The sequence below is a fragment of the Micromonospora sp. NPDC023814 genome (genome assembly GCF_040639595.1).
Lineage (GTDB): Bacteria > Actinomycetota > Actinomycetes > Mycobacteriales > Micromonosporaceae > Micromonospora.
In genome coordinates this window covers 181,230-201,165 of sequence record NZ_JBFAAF010000003.1, presented here as the reverse complement: position 1 = coordinate 201,165, position 19,936 = coordinate 181,230, and the positions used below count along the sequence as shown (strand labels likewise).

At 70.9% G+C, this 19,936-nt stretch carries 13 protein-coding genes; 3 read left to right on the top strand and 10 right to left on the bottom strand.

Going from position 1 to position 19,936, the window contains the following annotated elements:
- From AB0G14_RS02775 to AB0G14_RS02730, 10 genes are all read right to left on the bottom strand, one after another.
- The coding region (locus tag AB0G14_RS02775) for a beta-ketoacyl synthase N-terminal-like domain-containing protein (RefSeq protein WP_357693044.1) at positions 1–647 on the bottom strand (647 nt) is incomplete at its 3' end.
- Between the two features lie 5 nt (positions 648–652).
- Positions 653–8,815, bottom strand: a complete 8,163-nt coding sequence (locus AB0G14_RS02770) for an SDR family NAD(P)-dependent oxidoreductase (protein ID WP_357693042.1) — start codon at positions 8,813–8,815, stop codon at positions 653–655.
- A complete protein-coding gene (locus AB0G14_RS02765; protein ID WP_357693040.1) occupies positions 8,793–10,694 on the bottom strand; it encodes an ABC transporter ATP-binding protein in 1,902 nt (633 codons plus the stop codon). Before AB0G14_RS02765 ends, AB0G14_RS02770 begins: the two co-directional genes overlap by 23 nt.
- Positions 10,691–11,848 (bottom strand): CaiB/BaiF CoA-transferase family protein, encoded by a 1,158-nt coding sequence (locus AB0G14_RS02760; RefSeq protein WP_357693038.1) that lies wholly within the window; start codon positions 11,846–11,848, stop codon positions 10,691–10,693. The genes AB0G14_RS02765 and AB0G14_RS02760 overlap by 4 nt, the downstream gene beginning before the upstream one ends.
- Positions 11,849–11,900: 52 nt before the next feature.
- Positions 11,901–12,122, bottom strand: coding sequence for an MbtH family protein (locus AB0G14_RS02755; RefSeq protein WP_357693035.1), 222 nt, complete (start codon positions 12,120–12,122; stop codon positions 11,901–11,903).
- A gap of 92 nt (positions 12,123–12,214) precedes the next feature.
- Positions 12,215–13,348, bottom strand: coding sequence for a branched-chain amino acid aminotransferase (locus tag AB0G14_RS02750; RefSeq protein ID WP_357693058.1), 1,134 nt, complete (start codon positions 13,346–13,348; stop codon positions 12,215–12,217).
- A gap of 26 nt (positions 13,349–13,374) precedes the next feature.
- Positions 13,375–13,740 carry a nuclear transport factor 2 family protein gene (locus AB0G14_RS02745; RefSeq protein ID WP_357693033.1) on the bottom strand — a complete coding sequence of 122 codons (366 nt, stop codon included), beginning with the start codon at positions 13,738–13,740 and terminating at the stop codon, positions 13,375–13,377.
- A 198-nt stretch (positions 13,741–13,938) separates the two neighbouring features.
- Positions 13,939–14,709 carry an alpha/beta fold hydrolase gene (locus AB0G14_RS02740; RefSeq protein WP_357693031.1) on the bottom strand — a complete coding sequence of 257 codons (771 nt, stop codon included), beginning with the start codon at positions 14,707–14,709 and terminating at the stop codon, positions 13,939–13,941.
- A gap of 85 nt (positions 14,710–14,794) precedes the next feature.
- Positions 14,795–15,445 carry a response regulator transcription factor gene (locus AB0G14_RS02735; RefSeq protein ID WP_357693029.1) on the bottom strand — a complete coding sequence of 217 codons (651 nt, stop codon included), beginning with the start codon at positions 15,443–15,445 and terminating at the stop codon, positions 14,795–14,797.
- A gap of 10 nt (positions 15,446–15,455) precedes the next feature.
- Positions 15,456–16,706, bottom strand: a complete 1,251-nt coding sequence (locus AB0G14_RS02730) for a histidine kinase (protein WP_357693027.1) — start codon at positions 16,704–16,706, stop codon at positions 15,456–15,458.
- 139 nt (positions 16,707–16,845) lie between these two features.
- Between AB0G14_RS02730 and AB0G14_RS02725 the strand changes: the two genes are divergently transcribed.
- From AB0G14_RS02725 to AB0G14_RS02715, 3 genes are all read left to right on the top strand, one after another.
- On the top strand, positions 16,846–17,814 hold the full coding sequence (locus AB0G14_RS02725; RefSeq protein WP_357693025.1) for an ATP-binding cassette domain-containing protein: 969 nt from the start codon (positions 16,846–16,848) through the stop codon (positions 17,812–17,814).
- A gap of 50 nt (positions 17,815–17,864) precedes the next feature.
- On the top strand, positions 17,865–18,560 hold the full coding sequence (locus AB0G14_RS02720) for an ABC transporter permease (RefSeq protein ID WP_357693023.1): 696 nt from the start codon (positions 17,865–17,867) through the stop codon (positions 18,558–18,560).
- 320 nt (positions 18,561–18,880) lie between these two features.
- Entirely contained in the window at positions 18,881–19,900 is a 1,020-nt protein-coding gene (locus AB0G14_RS02715) for a cysteine synthase family protein (RefSeq protein WP_357693022.1), read from the top strand.
- The last annotated feature ends 36 nt before the right edge of the window (positions 19,901–19,936 follow it).

The window sequence follows — 19,936 nt, the reverse complement described above, 5'->3', positions numbered from 1 at the left end:
AACGCCAGGTCACACTCCCCCGCCCGCAACGCCTGACCCGCAAAATGCAACGCCACCAGAGACGACGAACACGCCGTATCCACCGACACCGCCGGCCCCTCAAGACCCAACACATAAGCAATACGACCAGACGCCACACTCACCGCACCACCAGTCAACCCATAACCCTCCACCGCACCACCAGCCTCACCCAACCGAGGCCCATACTCCTGACCCATCACACCCACGAACACACCCGCCGGCGAACCCCGCAAAGAATCAGGCGCAATACCGGCGCGTTCCAGGGCCTCCCAGGAAACCTCGAGAAGCAGCCGTTGCTGCGGATCCATCGCGAGAGCTTCACGCGGCGAGACACCAAACAACTCCGCGTCGAAATCCGCGACGCCGTCGAGAAAACCACCCACCCGGGCGAACGAGCCCTCCACCTCCCACTCGCGATCGGCCGGAAAATCCCCGACCACATCACGACCTTCAACAACCACCCGCCACAAATCCTCGGGCGAATCCACCCCACCCGGAAAACGACACGCCATACCCACGATCGCCAACGGCTCGATGGCCTCCAGTTCCTGGACACGGCGACGGGCCTTGCGCAGGTCGGCGGTGACGAGCTTGAGGTACTCGCGAAGCTTGTCCTCGTTGTTCATCGCGTTCACCTTCCTGAGCCGTCGGTGAATGGGTCGTGCGTGATGCCGAGTTCGTGCTGGAGGAAGTCGTAGAGCTCGTCGTCGGAGGCCTTCAGCAGGTCGGCGTCGAGGTCGTCGGGGTCGCGGTCGGTGCCCCCGTCGAGCCGCGACAGCAGCGTCCGCAGACGATGCGTCACACGGTGCTCGATCAGATCGGCGGCGTCGGCGTCGTCGAGGACTTCGGTGAGCCGTTCGAGGCTCTCCACGACCGGATGCGCGTTGTCGGCGGACCTGCTGCCGTTGCCGCCGCCGAGGCGGATGTCGAGGTGATCAGCGAGCGCTGCCGGGGTGGGATGATCGAAGACGACGGTGGGGGGCAGGGGCTTCCCCAGCGCGGCGGCGAGCCGGTTGCGTAGGTCGACGGCGGTCAGCGAGTCGAAGCCGACCTCCTTGAACGGCCGGTCCAGGTCGACCGCCTCGGAGCTGCCGTGGCCGAGGACGTTGGCAACGTGGGCGAGCACCAGGTCACGCAACCGGCGCCGGCGCTGGGCCGGCCTGAGCGTGGCCAGCTCCTGCTCCGCAGCACCGGCATCCGTCGGCGCGATGACACGGCGCCGGGTTGGGCTGCTTTTCCGCGTGAGCCGCCGGAGCATGGGCGGTGCCGGGTCGGCCACCCGGCCGAGGTTCAGGGTCGCCGCGACGACGACGGGTTCGGCGCCGGTGATGGCAGCGTCGAAGAGGGTGAGCGCCTCGCCGGTCGGCATGGCCTCGACCGCGGACCGCTTGAGGCGGCTGCGGTCGCGGTCCTGCATGCCACGGGTCATGCCGGTCTGGGTTTCCCACAACCCCCACGCGATCGACGTGACCGGCAGACCCATGCCCGCGCGCAACAGGGCGAGCCCGTCCAGGCCGGCGTTGGCCGCCGCGTAGCTGGCCTGACCGGCGTTGCCGAGCACTCCGGCGACGGAGGAGAAGACGACGAACATCGCCAGGTCCCGGTCCAGGGTGAGCTCGTGCAGCAGCAGGGCGCCGCCCAGCTTGCCGTTGAGGACGTTCGCGACCCGTTCGGTCGACAGCCCTTCCAGCACGCCGTCGTCCAGCACCCCGGCGGCGTGGACGACCCCCACGAGCCTGTCGACGTCGTCGAGAACGCCCTGCAGCTGCGCCCGATCGCTCACGTCGCAGGCCACCACCCGCACCGTCGCGCCAAGGGTCTCCAGCCGGTCCACGAGCGCAGCCACGCCGTCGGCGTTCGGACCGGAACGACTCAACAGCAGAAGCTTTGTCACCGCGTGCCGGCACACGAGGTGCTCGGCCACCAGGGCGCCGACACCGCTGGTGCCGCCCGTCACCAGCACCCACCCGTCACCGAGAGCGGGCGCCTCCGCCGCCACCGGGCGCGCGGGCTGGAGACGAGGCACCAGAACGCCCTCGGCACGTAGCACCGCCTGCTCTTCCGCCGTGGACAGCAGAGCGTCGAGATCAGGCTCGACGTCCGTGGGTACGTCGCGCAGCAGGAACCGGCCCGGATGCTCCGACTGCGCCGAACGCACCAGGCCCCAGACCGCCGCGCCGACGACGCCGGCCGGGTCGACGTGGCCCTCCGCGGGTGCGACGAGGGCGTCGCGGGTGAGGACGAGCAGCCGCCCGCCGGTCTGCTCGGTCGAGCCGAGGAACCGTTGCAATTCGGCAAGGGTGTCGGCCACGGCGTTCCCGGCCGGTGGGGAGTACACGACCACGGGTGAGATCGACCCTGCGGTGTCCGTCGTCGGGGCACTTTCGGGCGGTACCCAGGAAACGGTTGCCAAGGACGCGGCCGTGGGGACTGCGGGCAGCGCGCGGAGGCGGAGTTCGTCGATGTCGACGATGGGACGGCCGTCGTCGTCGGTGAGCCGGATCCGGGCGCTGTCCGGGCCGTTCGGGGTCACGGTGACGCGCGCGCGGCGAGCGCCGGTGGCGTGCACCCGGATGCCGGTCCAGGCGAACGGCAGTCGCAGTTCGTCGGCCGTCAGCAGCGGGTGCAGCGCGGCGTCCAGCAGCGCCGGGTGGATGGCCACGCCGGTGGCCGGTTCGTCGGTGGGGAGAGTGACGTCGGCGTAGAGCGTGCCGCCGCGCCGCCACAGCTGCCGCATGCCCCGGAACGCCGGCCCGTACTGATAGCCGGCGGCCGTCACGTCGGTGTAGAACGTGTCGATGGGTGCGGGCTGGGCACCCTCGGGCGGCCAGGGTCCCACGGCGATGTCCGCGGGCTCGTCGGCCGTGTCGAGGCGGCCTTCGGCGTGCAGGGTCCAGTTGTCGATGCCGTGGCGGCGAGCGTAGATGCGGGCGGTGTGCGCGGAGCCGTCAACCGGCACACAGACGATGTGAATGTCGTGGGCGGTGTGCTCCTGGACGGTGAGGGGGGTGTGAATGATGACATCGGCAATGCGGTTGTGGCCGAGGTGGTCGCCGGTGTGGACGAGCCATTCGATGAATGCGGTGCCGGGGAGCACGACGGTGTCCCTGACGGCGTGGTCGGCCAGCCAGGGGAGAGTGTGCGGGTCGAGGCGCCCCGTGAGGATGGTGGGTTCGTCGGCGGTGGTGTGGGTGCTGGCGGCAAGCACCGGATGGTCAGCGTTGTGCTGGCCGGCCGGGGCGGTGGGAGTCAGCCAGAAGCGCTGGTGCTGAAAGGCGTAGGTGGGCAGGTCGGTGCGGATGACGCCGGGGCTGTGGACGGCGGCCCAGTCGACCGGGACACCGGCGGTCCAGACCTGGCCGAGGGTGGTCAGCAGGTGATTCCACTGCGGGCGGTCGCGGCGCTGGGAGGAGACCACCAGGCTGTCGGGGGCGCATTCGGACATGGCCAGTTCCAGCACGGGGTGGGCGCTGACCTCGACGAAGGCGCGGGCGCCGCGGCTGGTGAGGGTCTGCATGGCGGTGTCGAACCGCACCGTCTGGCGGAGGTTGCGCAGCCAGTAGCCGGCGTCCATGTCGGCGGTGTCGACGACATCGCCGGTTACCGTCGAGATGACCGGAATCTGCGAGGAACACGGTGTCAGGGTGTCCAGTTGCTTCGTCAACCGGTCGGCGACCGCATCGACGGCGGCGGAGTGGGAGGCGTAGTCGACGGGAACCATCCGCGCTCGCACCCCACGCTCGACCAGTTGTGCGGCGAGCGCCTCCAGGGCGGCCACAGGTCCGGCGACGACGGTCGACGCAGCGCTGTTGACAACCGCGATCTCTACACCCTCGGGCAGGTGCGGTTCGATCTCGGTGCGGCCGAGCCCCACTGACAGCATCCCACCGGTGCCGGCGAACTCCCGCACCAGCCGGGACCGGACCACTACCACCCGGGCGCCGTCGGCAAGTGACAGGCCGCCGGCCACACATGCCGCCGCGACCTCGCCCTGGGAATGACCGACCACCCCGGTCACCGGGACGCCCCAGGACAGCCACACTGCGCCCAGGGACACCATCACCGCCCAGAGCACCGGCTGCACCACATCCACCCGGGACAGCCACCTCTCGTCCTCACTCTGGAGGATGTCGGTGACGGACCAGTCGACGTGGCCGGACAGGACCCGGTCGCACTCGGCCAGACGATCGGCGAACACCGCCGAACTGGTGAGCAGCTCTCGGGCCATGCCTGCCCACTGCCAGCCCTGCCCGGGGAACACCAACACCACGCCAGTCGCCCCCGATGACACCGGCATGAGCGCCGTCGTGTGCGCCGCCGTGGCCCGCAGACCCGCCACCACGGACTCGTGGTCGTCACCGACCACGACGGCACGGTGATCCAGGGCCGCCCGGGACAGCGCCAAGGTTCGGGCGATGTCGGGCAGCGGCACGTCCCGGCCCTCCTGCTCCAGCCAGTCCGCGAGCCGGCCGGCCTGCTCCCGCAGCGCAGCCACGCTACGCCCCGACACCAGTACCGGAGTCGGGAGCCTCTCGGATGCGGCGGACGACTCCGACCCGGCTGACGGAGCCAGCGGGGCCGTTGGTTCCGGCGGGGCCTCGACGATCACGTGGGCGTTCGTGCCGCTGATACCGAACGAGGAAACAGCGGCACGCCACGGCCGCTCACCGGCAACCAGCTGCACCGGCTCGGACAACAACCGCACGCCGCCATCCCAATCCACCAACGGCGACGGCTCGTCCACATGCAGCGTCCTCGGCAACACCCCCGCCCGCAACGCCAACACCATCTTCATGACACCAGCCACCCCGGCAGCGGCCTGGGTGTGACCCACGTTCGACTTCAGAGAACCAAGCCACACAGCGTCACGGCCCTGGCGAGCAGCACCAAACGTGGCCGCAATCGCCTGGGCCTCGATCGGATCACCCAGACGGGTGCCGGTTCCGTGCGCCTCCACCACATCGACATCGGCCGCATCCACACCCGCGGCAGCCAAGGCCTGTCGGATAACCCGCTGCTGAGAAGCGCCATTGGGAGCGGTCAGACCGTTCGACGCCCCATCCTGGTTGACCGCCGAGCCCCGCACCACACCCAAGATCCGCCGACCATCACGAATGGCGTCAGCCAACCGCTGCACCACCAGAACGCCGACACCCTCAGACCAGCCCGTGCCGTCAGCGGCAGCCGAGAACGCCTTACAACGGCCGTCCCCCGCCAACCCACCCTGCCGCTCGAACTCCACAAACAGACCCGGCGTGGACATCACCGTCGCCCCACCCACCAACGCCAGGTCACACTCCCCCGCCCGCAGAGCCTGACCCGCGAGATGAAGCGCCACCAGGGACGACGAACACGCCGTGTCCACCGACACGGCCGGCCCCTCAAGACCCAACACATAAGCGATACGACCAGAGGCAACACTTACCGAACCACCGGTCAGCCCATAGCCCTCCACCCGGGCATCGGCCTCGCCCAGCCGAGGCCCGTACTCCTGACCCATCACACCCACGAACACGCCCGTCGGCGAAGCCCGTAGAGAGTCAGGGGCTATACCAGAGCGCTCCAGCGCCTCCCAGGAGACCTCCAACAAGAGCCGTTGCTGCGGATCCATTGCGAGAGCTTCGCGCGGCGAAATTCCGAACAGCTCGGCGTCGAAGTCCGCAGCGGCGTCGAGAAAGCCACCCACCCGGGCGAACGAACCGTCAACCGTCCAGCCACGGTCGACCGGAAATCCCCCGACGACATCGCGGCCCTCAATGACGACCCGCCACAAATCCTCAGGCGAATCCACCCCACCCGGAAAACGACACGCCATACCCACGACCGCCAACGGCTCGAGGGACGGCAGGACCGTCGGGGTAGCGGGGACGGCCGCCGGTGTTCCGCCGATCCGGTCGGTGAGGTAGGCGACGAGCGCCGTGACGGTGGGGTGGTTGAAAACCACCGATACGGGCAGGGTGGCTCCGACGGCCGCGCCGAGGCGTCTGCAGAGTTCGAGGGAGAGGCTGGAGTCGAACCCGAGGTCCTTGAACGGCCGGTCCACGTCGATGTCGTCGGGTCGTTCGTGGCCGAGAACGCGGGCGGCGACGGTGCGGGTCAGTTCACCCAGGTCACTCGTCTGCACGGTGATCTCGGCGCCGCCGTCGGCCGTTCCGTCGTCGGTGGGTTCTGCGGTGAACCAGTGCCGAGCGCGCTGGAAGGCGTACGTGGGCAGGTCGACGTGGGTGCGATCGGATCCGAGAACGGTGGTCCAGTCCACCGGCGCGCCGACGGCCCAGACCTGGCCGAGCGCATGGAGCAGAGTCTCGTACTGCGGGCGGTCACGGCGTTGCGAGGCGACGACGACGCCCGGCACACCCGCGGCCTCGACGCACTCGGACATGGCGAGTTCGAGCACCGGATGGGCACTGACCTCGACGAAGATCCGGGCACCCAGACCGACGAGGGTCTGCATGGCGAGGTCGAACCGCACGGTGTGGCGGAGGTTGCGCAGCCAGTAGCGGCCATCCATGCCGGCGGTGTCGAGCACCTCGCCGGTCGCGGTGGACACCAGCGGAACCGACGACGACCGGGGCGTCAGCCCGTCCAGTTCCGCGACCAACCGGTCGGCGACCCTGTCCACGGCGGCGGAGTGGGAGGCGTAGTCGACCGGAATCAGCCGCGCCCGGACCCCACGCCCGGTCCACCGGGCAGCGAGCGCCTCCAGCACCGGGACCGGACCGGCGACCACGGTGGACGACGCGCTGTTGACGACCGCTGCCTCCACGCCGTCGGGAAGTTCCGGTTCGACGTCGGCCCGGCTTAGACCGACCGACAGCATTCCGCCCGTGCCGGCCAACTCGCGGATCAGGCGCGAGCGGACCACGACGATCCGGGCGCCGTCCTCCAGCGACAGCCCACCGGCGACGCAGGCCGCGGCGACCTCGCCCTGGGAGTGGCCGACCACGCCTGCCACGGGGACACCCGACGACTGCCACACCGCCCCGAGGGAGACCATGACCGACCACAGCAGCGGTTGCAGCACGTCCACCCGCGACAGCCAGGAGTCGTCCTCGCTCCCGAGGATGTCGATGACGGACCAGTCGACGAGGCCAGACAGCGCGCGGTCGCACGCGGCAAGCCGGTCGGCGAAGACCGGCGACGCCCCGATCAGCTCGCGGGCCATGCCAGCCCACTGCCAGCCCTGGCCGGGAAAGACGAGCACGACCCCGCCCGGCAGGGTCCCGGAAGCCTCGACGGCCGCCGAGCGCAGATCCGCGACGATCGACTCGCGGTCGGCGCCGACCACCACCGCCCGGTGCTCCAGGCAGGCCCGGGAGGCCGCCAGGGCCCGCGCCACCGCCGGCACCGGGATGGCCCGGCCCGGCCCCTCCCACCAGTCGGCCAGCCGGCGCGCCTGGGCTCGCACCGCCGCAGCGGACCGGCCCGAGATCAGCACGGGCACCGGGCCGACGCCGGTCACCGGGGCAACACCGGTTCCCGCGGTGCCCTGGGGCGCTTCGGCGAGGACCAGATGACAGTTGGTGCCGCCCATGCCGAACGCGCTGACCCCGGCGAGCAGTGGCCGACCGGCACCCGGCCAGGGCCCCAGTTCCGTGCTGACCCGCAGCCCCAGTTCGCCGAGCGGGATCGCGGGGCCGGCGGAACGAAAGTTGAGGCTGGCCGGCAGTTCCCGGTGCCGCAGCGCCAGCACCACCTTCAGCAGACCGGCGATGCCGGCGGCGCCCTCGAGATGGCCGATGTTGGTCTTCACCGAGCCCACGATCAGCGGATCACCTGCCGGACGGGCCCGGCCCAGGACGGCGCCCAGCGCGGCCGCCTCGACCGGGTCGCCGACGGGGGTGCCGGTGCCGTGCAGTTCGACATAGCCGACCTGTGCCGGCGGGACCCCAGCGCGCTCGTAGGCGCGGCGTAGCACCTGCTCCTGGCCGGCCTGACTCGGTGCGGTGAGCCGGTCGCCGCCGCCGTCGTGGTTGGTCGCGCCGCCACGGATGACGCAGTAGACGCGGTCGCCGTCGGCGACAGCCCGGTCGAGCGGTTTGAGAACCACCAGTGCGGCGCCCTCGCCCCGGACGTAGCCGTTGGCCCGCTCATCGAAGGTGTAGCACCGCCCGTCGGGTGAGAGCGCGCCGAAGTCGGCGGTGTATCGGGCGGTGTCGGCGAGGAGGTTCAGGTTGACCCCACCCGCCAGGGCGATCTCACACTCGCCAGAGCGCAGGCTCTCGGCCGCGACGTGCACGGCGAGCAGGGAGGAGGACTGCCCGGCATCGACGGTCAGGCTGGGGCCGGAGAAGCCGAGCCGGTAGGAGATGCGGTTGGCCAGGACGCTGCGGTGCAGGCCGGTCAGGACGTGCGGCGCGTCGTCGCCAGGTCCGTGACCGTACACCAGCTTGGCGTAGTCGTCGGCCATCGCACCGATGAAGACTCCGACCGGGCGGCCGGCCAGTTGGTCGGCGGGTACGCCGGTGTCCTCGATGCCCTCCCAGGCCAGTTCGAGCAGGAGGCGCTGCTGAGGGTCCATCATGCGTGCTTCGCGCGGCGAGATCCCGAAGAATCCGGCGTCGAACCCGTCGACGTCGGGCAGGAAGCAGCCCCAGCGGGTCGGGTCGTCCGGGCCGGAGGGCTGCCAGCGTGTCGGAGGCACCTCGGTGACGGCGTGCCGGTCGTCGCGCAGCAGGGCCCAGAACGCGGCCGGGTCGGGAGCGCCCGGCAGCCGGCAGGCCAGGCCGACGATGGCGATCGGTGCACCACTCGGGGGCGGTACGGGCAGGTCAACGCTTGGTGTGCTCGACAACGTCTCTCCCCGTGGTGTCGACCGGTTGCGCCGCATCGTCGAACTGAACGGCGCAGAGTTGGGCGTAGAGCCCGCCGTGGCGCAGCAACTCGTCGTGGCGGCCGTGTTCGACGACCCGGCCGCGTTCGAGAACGAGAATCTGGTCGGCGCTGCGCACGGTGGACAGCCGGTGCGCGATGACGAGGCAGGTGCGAACGGCCATGACATGCTGCAGCGCGCGCTGGACGGCCACCTCGGACTCGGAGTCCAGGTGTGCGGTCGCCTCGTCGAGGATGACGACGGGCGGTGCCTTGACGAGCAGCCGGGCCAGGGCGAGCCGCTGCTTCTCGCCGCCGGAGAGCCGGTATCCGCGGTCACCGACGACGGTGTCCAGCCCGTCGGGCAGGCGCCGCATCAGATCGGCCAACTGGGCCGCCTCCAGCGCGGCGTGCATCTCGGCGTCCGTCACGCCCGGCCTGGCGTACTCCAGGTTGGCGCGGATGGTGTCGTGGAACAGGTGGGAGTCCTGGGTGACCACGCCGATGGCCGCGCTGAGCGAGGCGAGCGTCAGGTCGCGGACGTCGTGGCCGTCGATGCTGACGCTGCCGGACGTCACGTCGTACAGCCGGGGCAACAGGTTCAGCAGGCTGCTCTTCCCGGCGCCGGACGGCCCGACCAGGGCGATCATCTGGCCGGGCTCGGCTCGGAAGGACACGTCACGGACCACGACCGGGTTGGGCGCCTCGGCCGGGCCGCTCGCCGTCGCCGCGGACAGGTTGCCCTCGGCACTGTCCGGGTAGGCGAAGGAGACGTCGCGGAACTCGACCCGGCCGGCGGCGTCCGTCAGTGTCACGGCGTCCGGCCGCTCGGCGACGTGCGGCGCGAGGTCGAGCACCTCGAAGACCCGGTCGAAGCTGACCAGTGCGGTCATCACGTCGGCGTGCACGTTGGAGAGCCCCACCAGCGGGCGGTAGAGGCGGGTGAGCAGCGCGGCGAGCGCCACGAGCGCACCCAGCTGGATCGTGCCGTCGATCACCTGGTAGCCACCCAAGCCGTACACGAGCGCGGTGGTGACGGCGGCGAGCACGGTCAGCGTGACGGCGAAGACCCGGCCGTACATGAAGACGACGACGCCGGCGTCGCGCAGGTCCCTGGCGTTGGCGGCGAACCGGCCCGCGTCGTCGGCTCGCCGGCCGTACAGCTTGGACAGCACGGCGCCGGCCACGTTGAACCGCTCTGCCATGAAGCCGCCGAGTGCCGCGTCGGCCTCCATCTGCCGCCGGGTCACGTGTTGCATGCGGCGGCCGACGATGCGGGCCGGCAGGTAGATGAACGTCGGCAGCAGGATCGCGATGACGAGGGTCAACTGCCAGGAGAGGTAGGCCATCGTGACGAGCACCGCCGCCATGCTGATGACGCTGGAGACGACGGACGACAGGGTGGTGGTGAGCGCCCGCTGCGCGCCGTTCACGTCGGCGCCGAGCCGACTGAGCAGGGTGCCGGTGTGGTTGTGCGTGTAGAAGGCGACCGACATGCGCTGCAGGTGCTCGAAGACCTGGATCCGCAGGTCGCACACGACGCCCTGGCCGATGCGCGCGGAGAACCAGTGCTGGGCGAGATTGACGACGCCGTTGACCAGCGCGGTGACCGCGACCAGCGCGGCGAGGCCGAGCACCACGCCCACGTCGCGGGGCAGGATGCCGCGGTCGATGATGAGCTTGAGCAGCAGCGGATCCAGCACGACGGCGATCGCGTCCAGCGAAACCAGCAGCAGCAGGATCAGCAGGTGCCGCCGGTAGGGGCCGGCGTAGCGCACGACACGGCGCAGGGTGCCGGGCCGCACGCGCGAGCGGGCGGCCCGGCGTTCCTGGAGCAGGGAGTGGATGCCCGGGTTGGTCATGTCGCGGCGGTTCCGCCGGCGTCCGGGGCCTGGACCTCGGCGAGGACGTCCTCGGTGTGCTCGCCGAGTTCGGGGGCGCGGCGGCGGAACGTGTCCAGACCGGCGCCGAACCGCACGGGGAACCGCACCTGCGGCACTGTCGCGCCGCCGGGGCCGGAGGCCTCGCCGACGAGCCCGCGCGCCTGCACGTGCGGGTCGGCCTGGAACGCTGCGGCGTCGTCGAGCACCGGCGCCCACGCCACGTCCACTGTCGACAGCCGTTCGTCCCACCAGTCCAGCGTGCGGGCCGCCACGACCTTGGTGAGCAACGCGTGCACGGCGACCTTGTGCCGGGTGCGCTCGCGGCGGGTGTCGTAGGCGTCCGTCCCGAGTTCGGGAAACTCGGGTGCCAGTGCCGTGCGAAAGGTGAGCCAGAACCGGTCCTCGAACAGCACCAACGACAGCCGCTTCCCGTCGGCGGTCTCGAACAGGTCGTAGTCGCCCATCACCAGCGGGCTGTCGGCCGGTGTCGCGAGGTGCCGCAACGGCAGCAGCATGGGCGCCGTCCAGGCCGACGCGGCCTCGTGCGCGGCGACGTCGATGTGCTGGCCGCAGCGGGTGGCTCGGGCACCGGGCAGGGCGACGGCGAGGGCCAGCGCGGCGTACATCGCGGCGGCCAGGTCGGCGACCCGGCTGCCGACCCGGTCCACCCGCTCGCCTGCCCGGTGCGGCAGGGCGAAGAAGCCGGCCAGGGCCAGGAAGTTGAGGTCGTGGCCGGGCCGGTGCGCGTACGGGCCGTCCTGTCCGAAGCCGGACAGCGAACAGAGCACGATGCCGGGATTGACGGTGCGCAGGCGCTCGTAGCCCAGGCCCATCCGGTCGAGTACGCCCGGCCGAAAGCTCTCCACCACCGCGTCGGCCGTCGCCACGAGCCGGAGGAACGCGGCCACACCGTCGGCGGTGCGCAGATCGAGCGCGAGCGACCGCTTGTTGCGGTTGATGGCGGCGAATCCTTCGGCGTCGACCCGCCGGCTCGGGTCGCCGCCGTCGGGCGACTCCACCTTGACGACGTCGGCACCCAGATCCGCGAGCAGCATGGTGGCGAAGGCACCCGGAAGCAGTCTGGTGAGATCCAGGATCCGCGCCCCGTCGACCGCCGACCACGTTACCGTCATGTCGTACCCCTCGTGATCTCTCTCGCCGCGCCAACGGGCGCGGTTCGGTCGGTCAGCCGCCCATCTGCTCGATGAGGCTCTTCGGCCGCAGATCGGTCCAGTTCTCCTCGACGTAGGCGAGGCAGGCGTCACGGCTGTCTTCGCCGTGTGCGACCGTCCACCCCGCAGGCACCTCGGCGAAGTGGGGCCACAGCGAGTGCTGGCCCTCGTCGTTGACCAGCACGTAGAAACGGCCGTCGGGGTCGTCGAACGGGTTCGTCACGGTTTCCTCCATAGGTACGTCGGTCAGGGTCGGGCAGCACGCATCGGATCGCGTGCAGCGGAGCAGGCTGTCAGGTCGCGGTGCGTCGCGCGGCGGATCGACCGTCAGCGCACGGGGTGCCGCCAGCCGCGGGGGTCCGGGCCGTCGCCTCGTTGCGCGGCCGTCAGGGCGACACGCAACCGCTCGGTGATCGGGGCGCCTGCGGCGGACCCGGCGTTCCACGCGCCGTCAGCGGTGACGATGCGACGGATGCGCGTCACACCCGCGGCGGTGCCGCAGGCAAAGGCCTCCGTGATCTCGCCGCGCGCGGCACCGTCACGCCATTCCTCGAGGGCCAGGGGCCTCTCGGTGGCGCGCAGCCCGGCGTCGCGGGCGAGGGTGAGGAGCGAGTCGCGGGTGACGCCCGGCAGGATCGTGCCGGTGAGCGACGGCGTGACGACTTCGGCGGCGGCGCCGCTGCCACGGACGACGAAGACGTTCATGCCGCCCATCTCCTCGACCCAGCGCCGCTCGTTCGCGTCCAGATACAGGACCTGCTGGCACTCGTGGTCGGCGGCCTCCTGCTGTGCGAGGTAACCGGAGGCGTAGTTGCCGGCACACTTCGCCTCGCCGGTGCCGCCGAGGACGGCCCGGGTGTAGGTGTCGGTGACCCACACGGACACGCCGTCCTCCGCGGCGCCGAAGAAGTTCTCCGTCACGAAGGCCATCAGCAGGTAGCGGTAGGTGGTGGCCGGCCGCAACCCGAGGTGCGGGTCTTCCGCATACAGGATGGGGCGCAGGTAGAGACTTCGGCCCTCGGCGGCAGGCACCCAGGCCCGGTCGATCCGCACCAGTTCCTCGATGGACTCCGCGAACAGCGACTCCGGCAACTCGGGCATACTGAACCGGCGCGCCGAGCGCCGCAGGCGACTGGCGTGGTCGGCCATCCGGAACACCGATGTCTGGCCGCCGGGTGACTGGTATGCCTTGAGCCCTTCGAAGACGACCTGGCCGTAGTGCAGCCCGACCATCGCCGGGTCCAGCGGCAGGCTGCCGTACGGGCGCAGGGACGCGTGGTGCCAGCCGCGGTCGGCGGTCCAGCGGATTGTCACCATGTGCTCGGTGAACGCCTGTCCGAACGGGGAATCCCGCAGCCGGGCGTCTCTCGCAGATGGGCTCAGCAGCTCCGACGTCGCGACGCCGAAACGGCTCCAGTCGGTCGTCGTCTCGGTGCGTGCTCCAGTGCCGGCAGGGTCCAACTGATCTGCGCGACGGGACATGCGCATCACACCATGGGGGCGAAGAAGTACGTGTCGCGCCGGCTGAACAAGCCGTCCGGCGCGACTTCGAAGAAGTCGGCGAACCTCAGCCGCACGTGTTCCCCCGACTTGAGCACGCCTTCGAAGTCACCCTGAACCGCAATGGTGGTGCCGTCGCAGACCGTCGCGCGCAAGGTGTGCCGCCCGTCGGCGATCACCCGATCCGCGCGGTAGAACTCGTCGAGCGCCGCGCGGCCCTTGAACGTGTCGTATCCAGGCCGGTCATAGACAGCGTCGGGCGTAAACAGCGCGACCATCCCCGCAACGTCGCGCTTGTCGACCAATTCGTAATAGCGGCGGACACACGTCAACGCCGCTTCCGACATGACCATGCAGGAACCACTCCCCCGTAAAACCTGCTATTGGTATGGCCCGGGCGAATCTCGGCTGCCCGCTTCATGCAGCACCACAACACCGAGCCTTGGAGCTTATCGATGCATCTGAGTCTTTCGATTGCCCTGCGTCGAACTATAACGGCTGTCCGTACCGACCGGAACCCTTTTGGCGCAACGAATATGGCTTACATCGCCCTACACCGCGCCCGACGGGCGCAGCCGCGCCACGACGTCGCGCACCAGATCCTCAGTGTCCTCGTGCAGGAAAAAATGCCCGCCAGGGAAGACCCGCAGCTCGCTCGGACCGGCGGCGAACTCACGCCAGGCGGCAACCTCGTCCACCTCGACATCGGCGTCGGCGGCGCCGGCGTAGACGGTCATCGGCGCGCTGAGCAGCGCACCCGGACGGTGCCGGTACGTCTCGATCAACCGCAGGTCACTGCGGAACGCCGGAAGCACCAGCTGGCGGATGTCCTCGTCGGCGAGCAGCCACATGTCCGCCGCGCCGAGCCGGTTCATCTCCGCGACGAGCTCGTCGTCGGGCGCGCGGTGCAGTTGCCGGGTGGGCCTCCGGTTCGGCGCGGCGTTCGCCGACACGAACACGTGCGCCACCTGCACGCCGTGCAGGATCTCCAGGCGGAGCGCGACTTCGAAGGCGATCGCGGCGCCCATGCTGTGCCCGAACACGGCCACATCACAACCGAACTCGCCCTGCAGTGCGCCGGTGACCAGGTCCGCCATGCGTTGCAGGTCGTCGACGCACGGCTCGGCGAGCCGGTCCTGACGGCCGGGATACTGGACGGCGAGCAGCTCGACGTCGTGCGGCAGCAGCGCGGCCCACTCGCGGTAGGCCGCCGCGCTGCCACCGGCGTAGGGGAGGCAGACCAGCCGCAGCCGCGGCGACGAAACCGGACGGTAACGGCGCAGCCACGCCTTACCGGGTGATCGTACGGAACTGTCTGACATGGACTCCCCCGCGTTGGCGACGGCGGGCGCTGCGCGGCACCGCACCGTTCTCCGTGAATCGTGTGGGTCCGTGACGCAGGTGCGATCAGCGCCTGGGCACCAGCCCGGCCTCATAGGCGGCGATCACGGCCTGGGTGCGATCCCGGACCTGGAGCTTCGCCAGCACACTGCTGACATGTGTCTTCACGGTCTGCCGACCCAGCACGAGTCTTGCGGCGATCTCGGTGTTTGACAACCCCTGCGCCATGAGACGCAGCACCTCGCGCTCGCGGGCGGTCAACGCGGCGACCGCCGCCAGGTTACCGCCGGGCGCGGGAACGGACTGCCCAGCGGGCGGGAGGTAGGTCGCGGGGACCACCCGCGAGGAGCCGCCAGCCGCCAGCCGGATCGCGTGGGCGATCTCGCTGGCCGACGCCCGTTTGAGTAGCAGGCCGTGTGCCCCCGCCCGTAGCGCGGCGTGCACGTACGCGTCCTGCTCCAGCGTGGTGAGCATGAGGATGCGCGGCGGCGAGACGAATGCTCGCCGCACCTCGGCCGTGGCCTGGATGCCGTCCATCACCGGCATGCGCACGTCGAGCAGCACCACGTGCGGCCGCGTCGCCTTGACGGCCGCCACGACCTCGTTGCCGTCGGCGGCCTCGCCGACCACGCGCAGGTCGTCATTGGCCTCGATGAGGACCCGTAACCCGGCGCGGACCAGTTCCTCGTCGTCGACAAGAAGGACGTCGGTGCCCACGGACGACAGCCTAGTGCGTCGTCGCCGCCACCTCGTCCCGCGGCGCGTGAGGCAGCCGGATGTGCACCCGCCAGCGCTGGCCGACGGGCCCGGCGGCGAGCACCTCGCCACCGAGCAGCACGACCCGTTCGCGGATGCCGCGCAACCCGCCGGAGCGCGGCCCGGCGCCGTTCGCCCGGCGGGCCGCCGGCGGCGAGCCGGGGTGGCCCAGCGGGCTGTCGACACACAGGTCCAGCCGGTCGGCAGCGATCTCCACGCATACCGAGACCGGCGCCGCACCGCCGTGTCGCAGCGCGTTGGTGAGGCCCTCCTGCACGATGCGGTACGCCTCGCGGGAGATCACCGTGGAGAGCACGCCGACCGGACCGTTCACGGTGGCGTCGACCCGCGCACCGGTGGTGCGGGCGCCGTTCACGAGCGTGCCCAGCTCGGCCAGCGTGGGAGCGGGAGCGGCGGCGGCCGGGTCACCGCGCACAAGCGTCAGCACCCGCTCGAGGTCCTCCATCGCGCTGCGGCCGGTCCGCTCGATCGCGCCGAGCGCCTCGCCGACGAAGGCGCCGTCGCGTTCGCGGACCTCGCGCGCCGCCATCGCCTGGAGCACGATGGTGGCCAACGCGTGCCCGATCGCGTCGTGCAGCTCACGCGCGACCAGGTTCTGCTCCAGCAGCCGCTCGGCCCGCGCCTCGGCGGCGGCCACCCGCTCGGTGGGCGACGGGCCCAGCAGCCGCCGCGCACCCGCTGCCAGCAGCCTGCCGGAGAGCGCCACCGGCCAGACCGTCGCGACCGCCAGCAGCGGCACCAGCGCCAGCCAGAGCGGCGACCGGCCGGCAGGCAGGGAGACCCCGAAGAGCACCACGTCGGTGGCGCCGAGCGGGGCGGAGAGCAGCACCACCGTGGACTCCAGCATCGCGGCGGTGAAGTAGGCGACGGCCACCCCCACCTCGAGGCGCAGCAGCAGCCATGCGACGGTGCGTCCACGCGCGGACCACGACGGCTCGCCGCCGGGCAGCACGGCCGCGTCGCCGCCGAACAGCAGCAGCCGCGCCTGTGCCCGCTCCGCGTCACGCACCCGCGGCAGCAGGCCGGCCACCAGCAGCACCGGGACCGGCACCACCAGCAGCAACGCGGCGGTTCGCAGCGGCGAACCCTCCAGCCCCGGGATGACGGCCGTGCAGGCGGCGGCGAAGACGGCGGCGACCAGCATGTGCAGCCACCGGGCGTAGGTGATCGGCGTGAACAGCGGTGTCACGAATGCGGGCACGCCTCCATCATGTCATCTCCGGCCGGGCCGCCGGCCTGCGAAAACCACCCCGTGGCGGGAGCAATCTCCATCCCCGGGGGGAGCCGCGCGGCGGGCCGCTTCGCGACCATGGTGGGCATGTCTACGAGAGGCAAGGCACATGATCGAGGTACGTGAGCTGAGCAAGAGGTACGGCAAGACCCTGGCCGTCGACCGGCTCACCTTCGACGTCACCCCGGGCCAGGTGACGGGTTTCCTCGGGCCCAACGGTGCCGGGAAGTCCACCACCATGCGGATGGTCCTCGGGCTGGACCGGCCCAGTCACGGCGACATCCGCATCGACGGCAAGCGCTACGTCGACCTCGCCGAGCCGCTGCGGCACGTGGGTGCGCTGCTCAACGCGAAGGACGCGCAGGAGGCCCGGACAGCCTACGACCACCTGCTCGCCATCGCGCAGAGCAACCGCATCCCCCGGCGTCGGGTCGATGAGGTGCTGGCCATCGTGGGTCTGACCGATGTGGCCGGACGGCGTATCGGTGGGTTCTCACTCGGCATGTCGCAGCGTCTGGGCATCGCGGTGGCGCTGCTCGGCGACCCGCCGATCCTGATGTTCGACGAGCCGGTGAACGGCCTGGACCCCGAGGGCATCCTCTGGATCCGCAACCTGATGAAGGGCCTGGCCCATGAGGGCCGCACGGTCTTCGTCTCCAGCCACCTGATGAGCGAGATGGCGATCACCGCCGACCACCTCATCGTCATCGGTCGCGGCAAGCTGCTGGCCGACACCACGATGGCGGAGTTCATCAAGGTCAACGCCCGGGGCGTGGTGCGGATCCGATCTGCCGCGCAGGACCGGCTTGTGTCGTTGATGCGCGCAGAGGGCATGGAGCTCGTCGCGCACCCCGACGGCCTGATCGAGACCGACGAGCGGCACACCGCGCGGGTGGGGCAGCTGGCCGCCAACGACGCCATCCCGCTGCTGGAGCTCAGCCCGCAGCGGCCGTCGCTGGAGGAGGCGTTCATGCGCATGACCGCGAACGCGGTGGAGTTCTCCGCCGCGCCCCCCGCCGGCCGGCTGGCCGAGCGGGCTCGGCAGTTGGCCGGCAGTAGCCGGGACGAGGGAAGGTGAGGATGTCCGCGCAGGCGGTTCTCAGGTCGGAGTGGACGAAGGTTCGCTCCGTGCGCAGCCACGCCTGGACCCTGGCGGCCACGTTTGTCGTGGTGCTCGGGATCAGCGCGGCGGTCAGCAGCTTCTACGGCGAGGGTGAGAGCCTGAGCCCGGACTTCGACGCTACGGCGCTGGCGTATTTCGGCGTGAACTTCGGTCAGCTGGCGGTGATCGCGTTCGGTGTGATCGTGGTGAGCGGCGAGTACTCCAGCGGCATGATCCGCACCTCGCTGGCCGCGGTGCCGCAGCGCGGGCTCTTCCTGGCCTGCAAGCTGGCCACGGCGACCGCGGTGATGCTCGTCGTGGGTATGCTCACCAGCGTGGTGACGTTCTTCGTCACCCAGGCGCTGATGCCCAACGCGGCGTCGCTCGGCGATCCGGGCGTCGCCCGAGCGATCGTCGGCGCCGGGCTCTACCTCGCGCTGCTGGCGCTGTTCTCGATGGCGGTGACGTTCATGCTCCGCAACGCGGTGCTGGCGATGGGCGTGCTGATGCCGATGTTCTTCCTGATCTCGCCGTTCGTCGCCTCGATCGAGCAGGTCGAGCCGGTGGCGAAGTACATGCCCGACCGGGCGGGCATCCTGATCACGCAGAGCAAGCCCGCGGCGGACTCGCTCGGCCCGTGGGTCGGCCTGGGCCTCATGGCCGCCTGGGTGGCCGTCGCGATCGTCGGCGCCTGGATCGTGCTCCGCCGCCGGGACGCATAGCCCTGTGATCCTGGGCCGGCTTTGCCTTCGCGTCTGCGTGACGCGAAGGCAGAGCCGCGCTGAAAGCTAGCGACAGACGACTATGTCTTGCTAGGCTCGCCCCCACGTCATGAATGACCAACGGGGGCTCCACCGAAGCATGGTCACAGGTTGTGACCATGCGCTTCTTCGGCGTGGACTCCGAATTGTCCACTCCACGTGGCCTGACCAGGATCTACCGCGCCGATCTGCATTCTCGGGCGACCTCTGTCCGCCGAGTGTCGGCGCTTCCGACATGGCGGGGAGTCATTGCAGGCTGCGCCTTCTGTAACGGCGGTGAAATGGTCGTCTCGCATTTTCCGGTCAGTTTCGACGAAGAATACTCGGTCGGTGGCACCCCGCTGGTTTCCATCGAGGTTCCGGTGCGTGGCCGGGTGCGCCGCATCTGGCTGAAGATCGAGGCTGGCAACCAGTTCGGCTCGATCAAGGCCCGTACCGCACACGGGCTGCTCAGCACGCTGGAGACGACCGGGCGCCTCAGCCCCGGGCAGCGAGTCGTCGAGTCGTCCTCGGGCAACCTCGGCGTGGCCCTGGCCGGGCTGTGCGCGGCGCGGGGCTACCGGTGCACCCTCGTCGTGGACGCCACCGCGCCGCCGGAGAGTGTGCGCCGGATCGCCGCGTACGGCGCTGACGTCGTACAGATCGGTGACGTCAGTGGCGGCAACGCCGTGCGGGCCCGGTTGAGCAAGGTGCAGGACATCCTCCGGGCGGACCCGTCGGCGGTCTGGACCGACCAGTACCACAGCCCCGCCAACCCCGACGTGCACTACCGTTGGACGGCACCCGAGCTGGTCGGTGATCTGAGCGGCGGGCTGGACGCGGCGGCCGTCGCGGTCTCCACCGGCGGCACGCTCGCCGGGGTGTCGCGATACCTGCGCGAGCAGCACCCGGGCACCCGGGTGATCGCCGTGGACGCCGTCGGCTCGGCGGCGACCGGTGGTGGCCCGGCCCCGCGGCCGTTCAAACTCGCCGGATTCGGCTCCGGCGTACGGTCGTCGTTCCTGGCCCCGGCGGACTGGGACAGGCAGGTGAGGGTCGGCGACCTGGACGGAGCCTGGGCGTGCCGCATCCTCCGGGAACGCACCGGGCTCGCGCTCGGCGGCTCCGGCGGCGCCGCGGTGCTCGGCGCCGTGGTCGCGACCCTCAGCGATCCGGAGCTGCGCGACCTCGCCTGCATCTGCGCGGACGGCGGCGAGAAGTACGCCGCCACCGTCTACAGCAGCGCGCTGCCCGAGCCGGGGGACACACCGTCCGAACTCGCCGAGGCACTCGCCTGCCTGCGGTTGGCCCGGCCCAACTGAGGGGCCCGGACAACCGCCCACCACCACGGTCTGGCC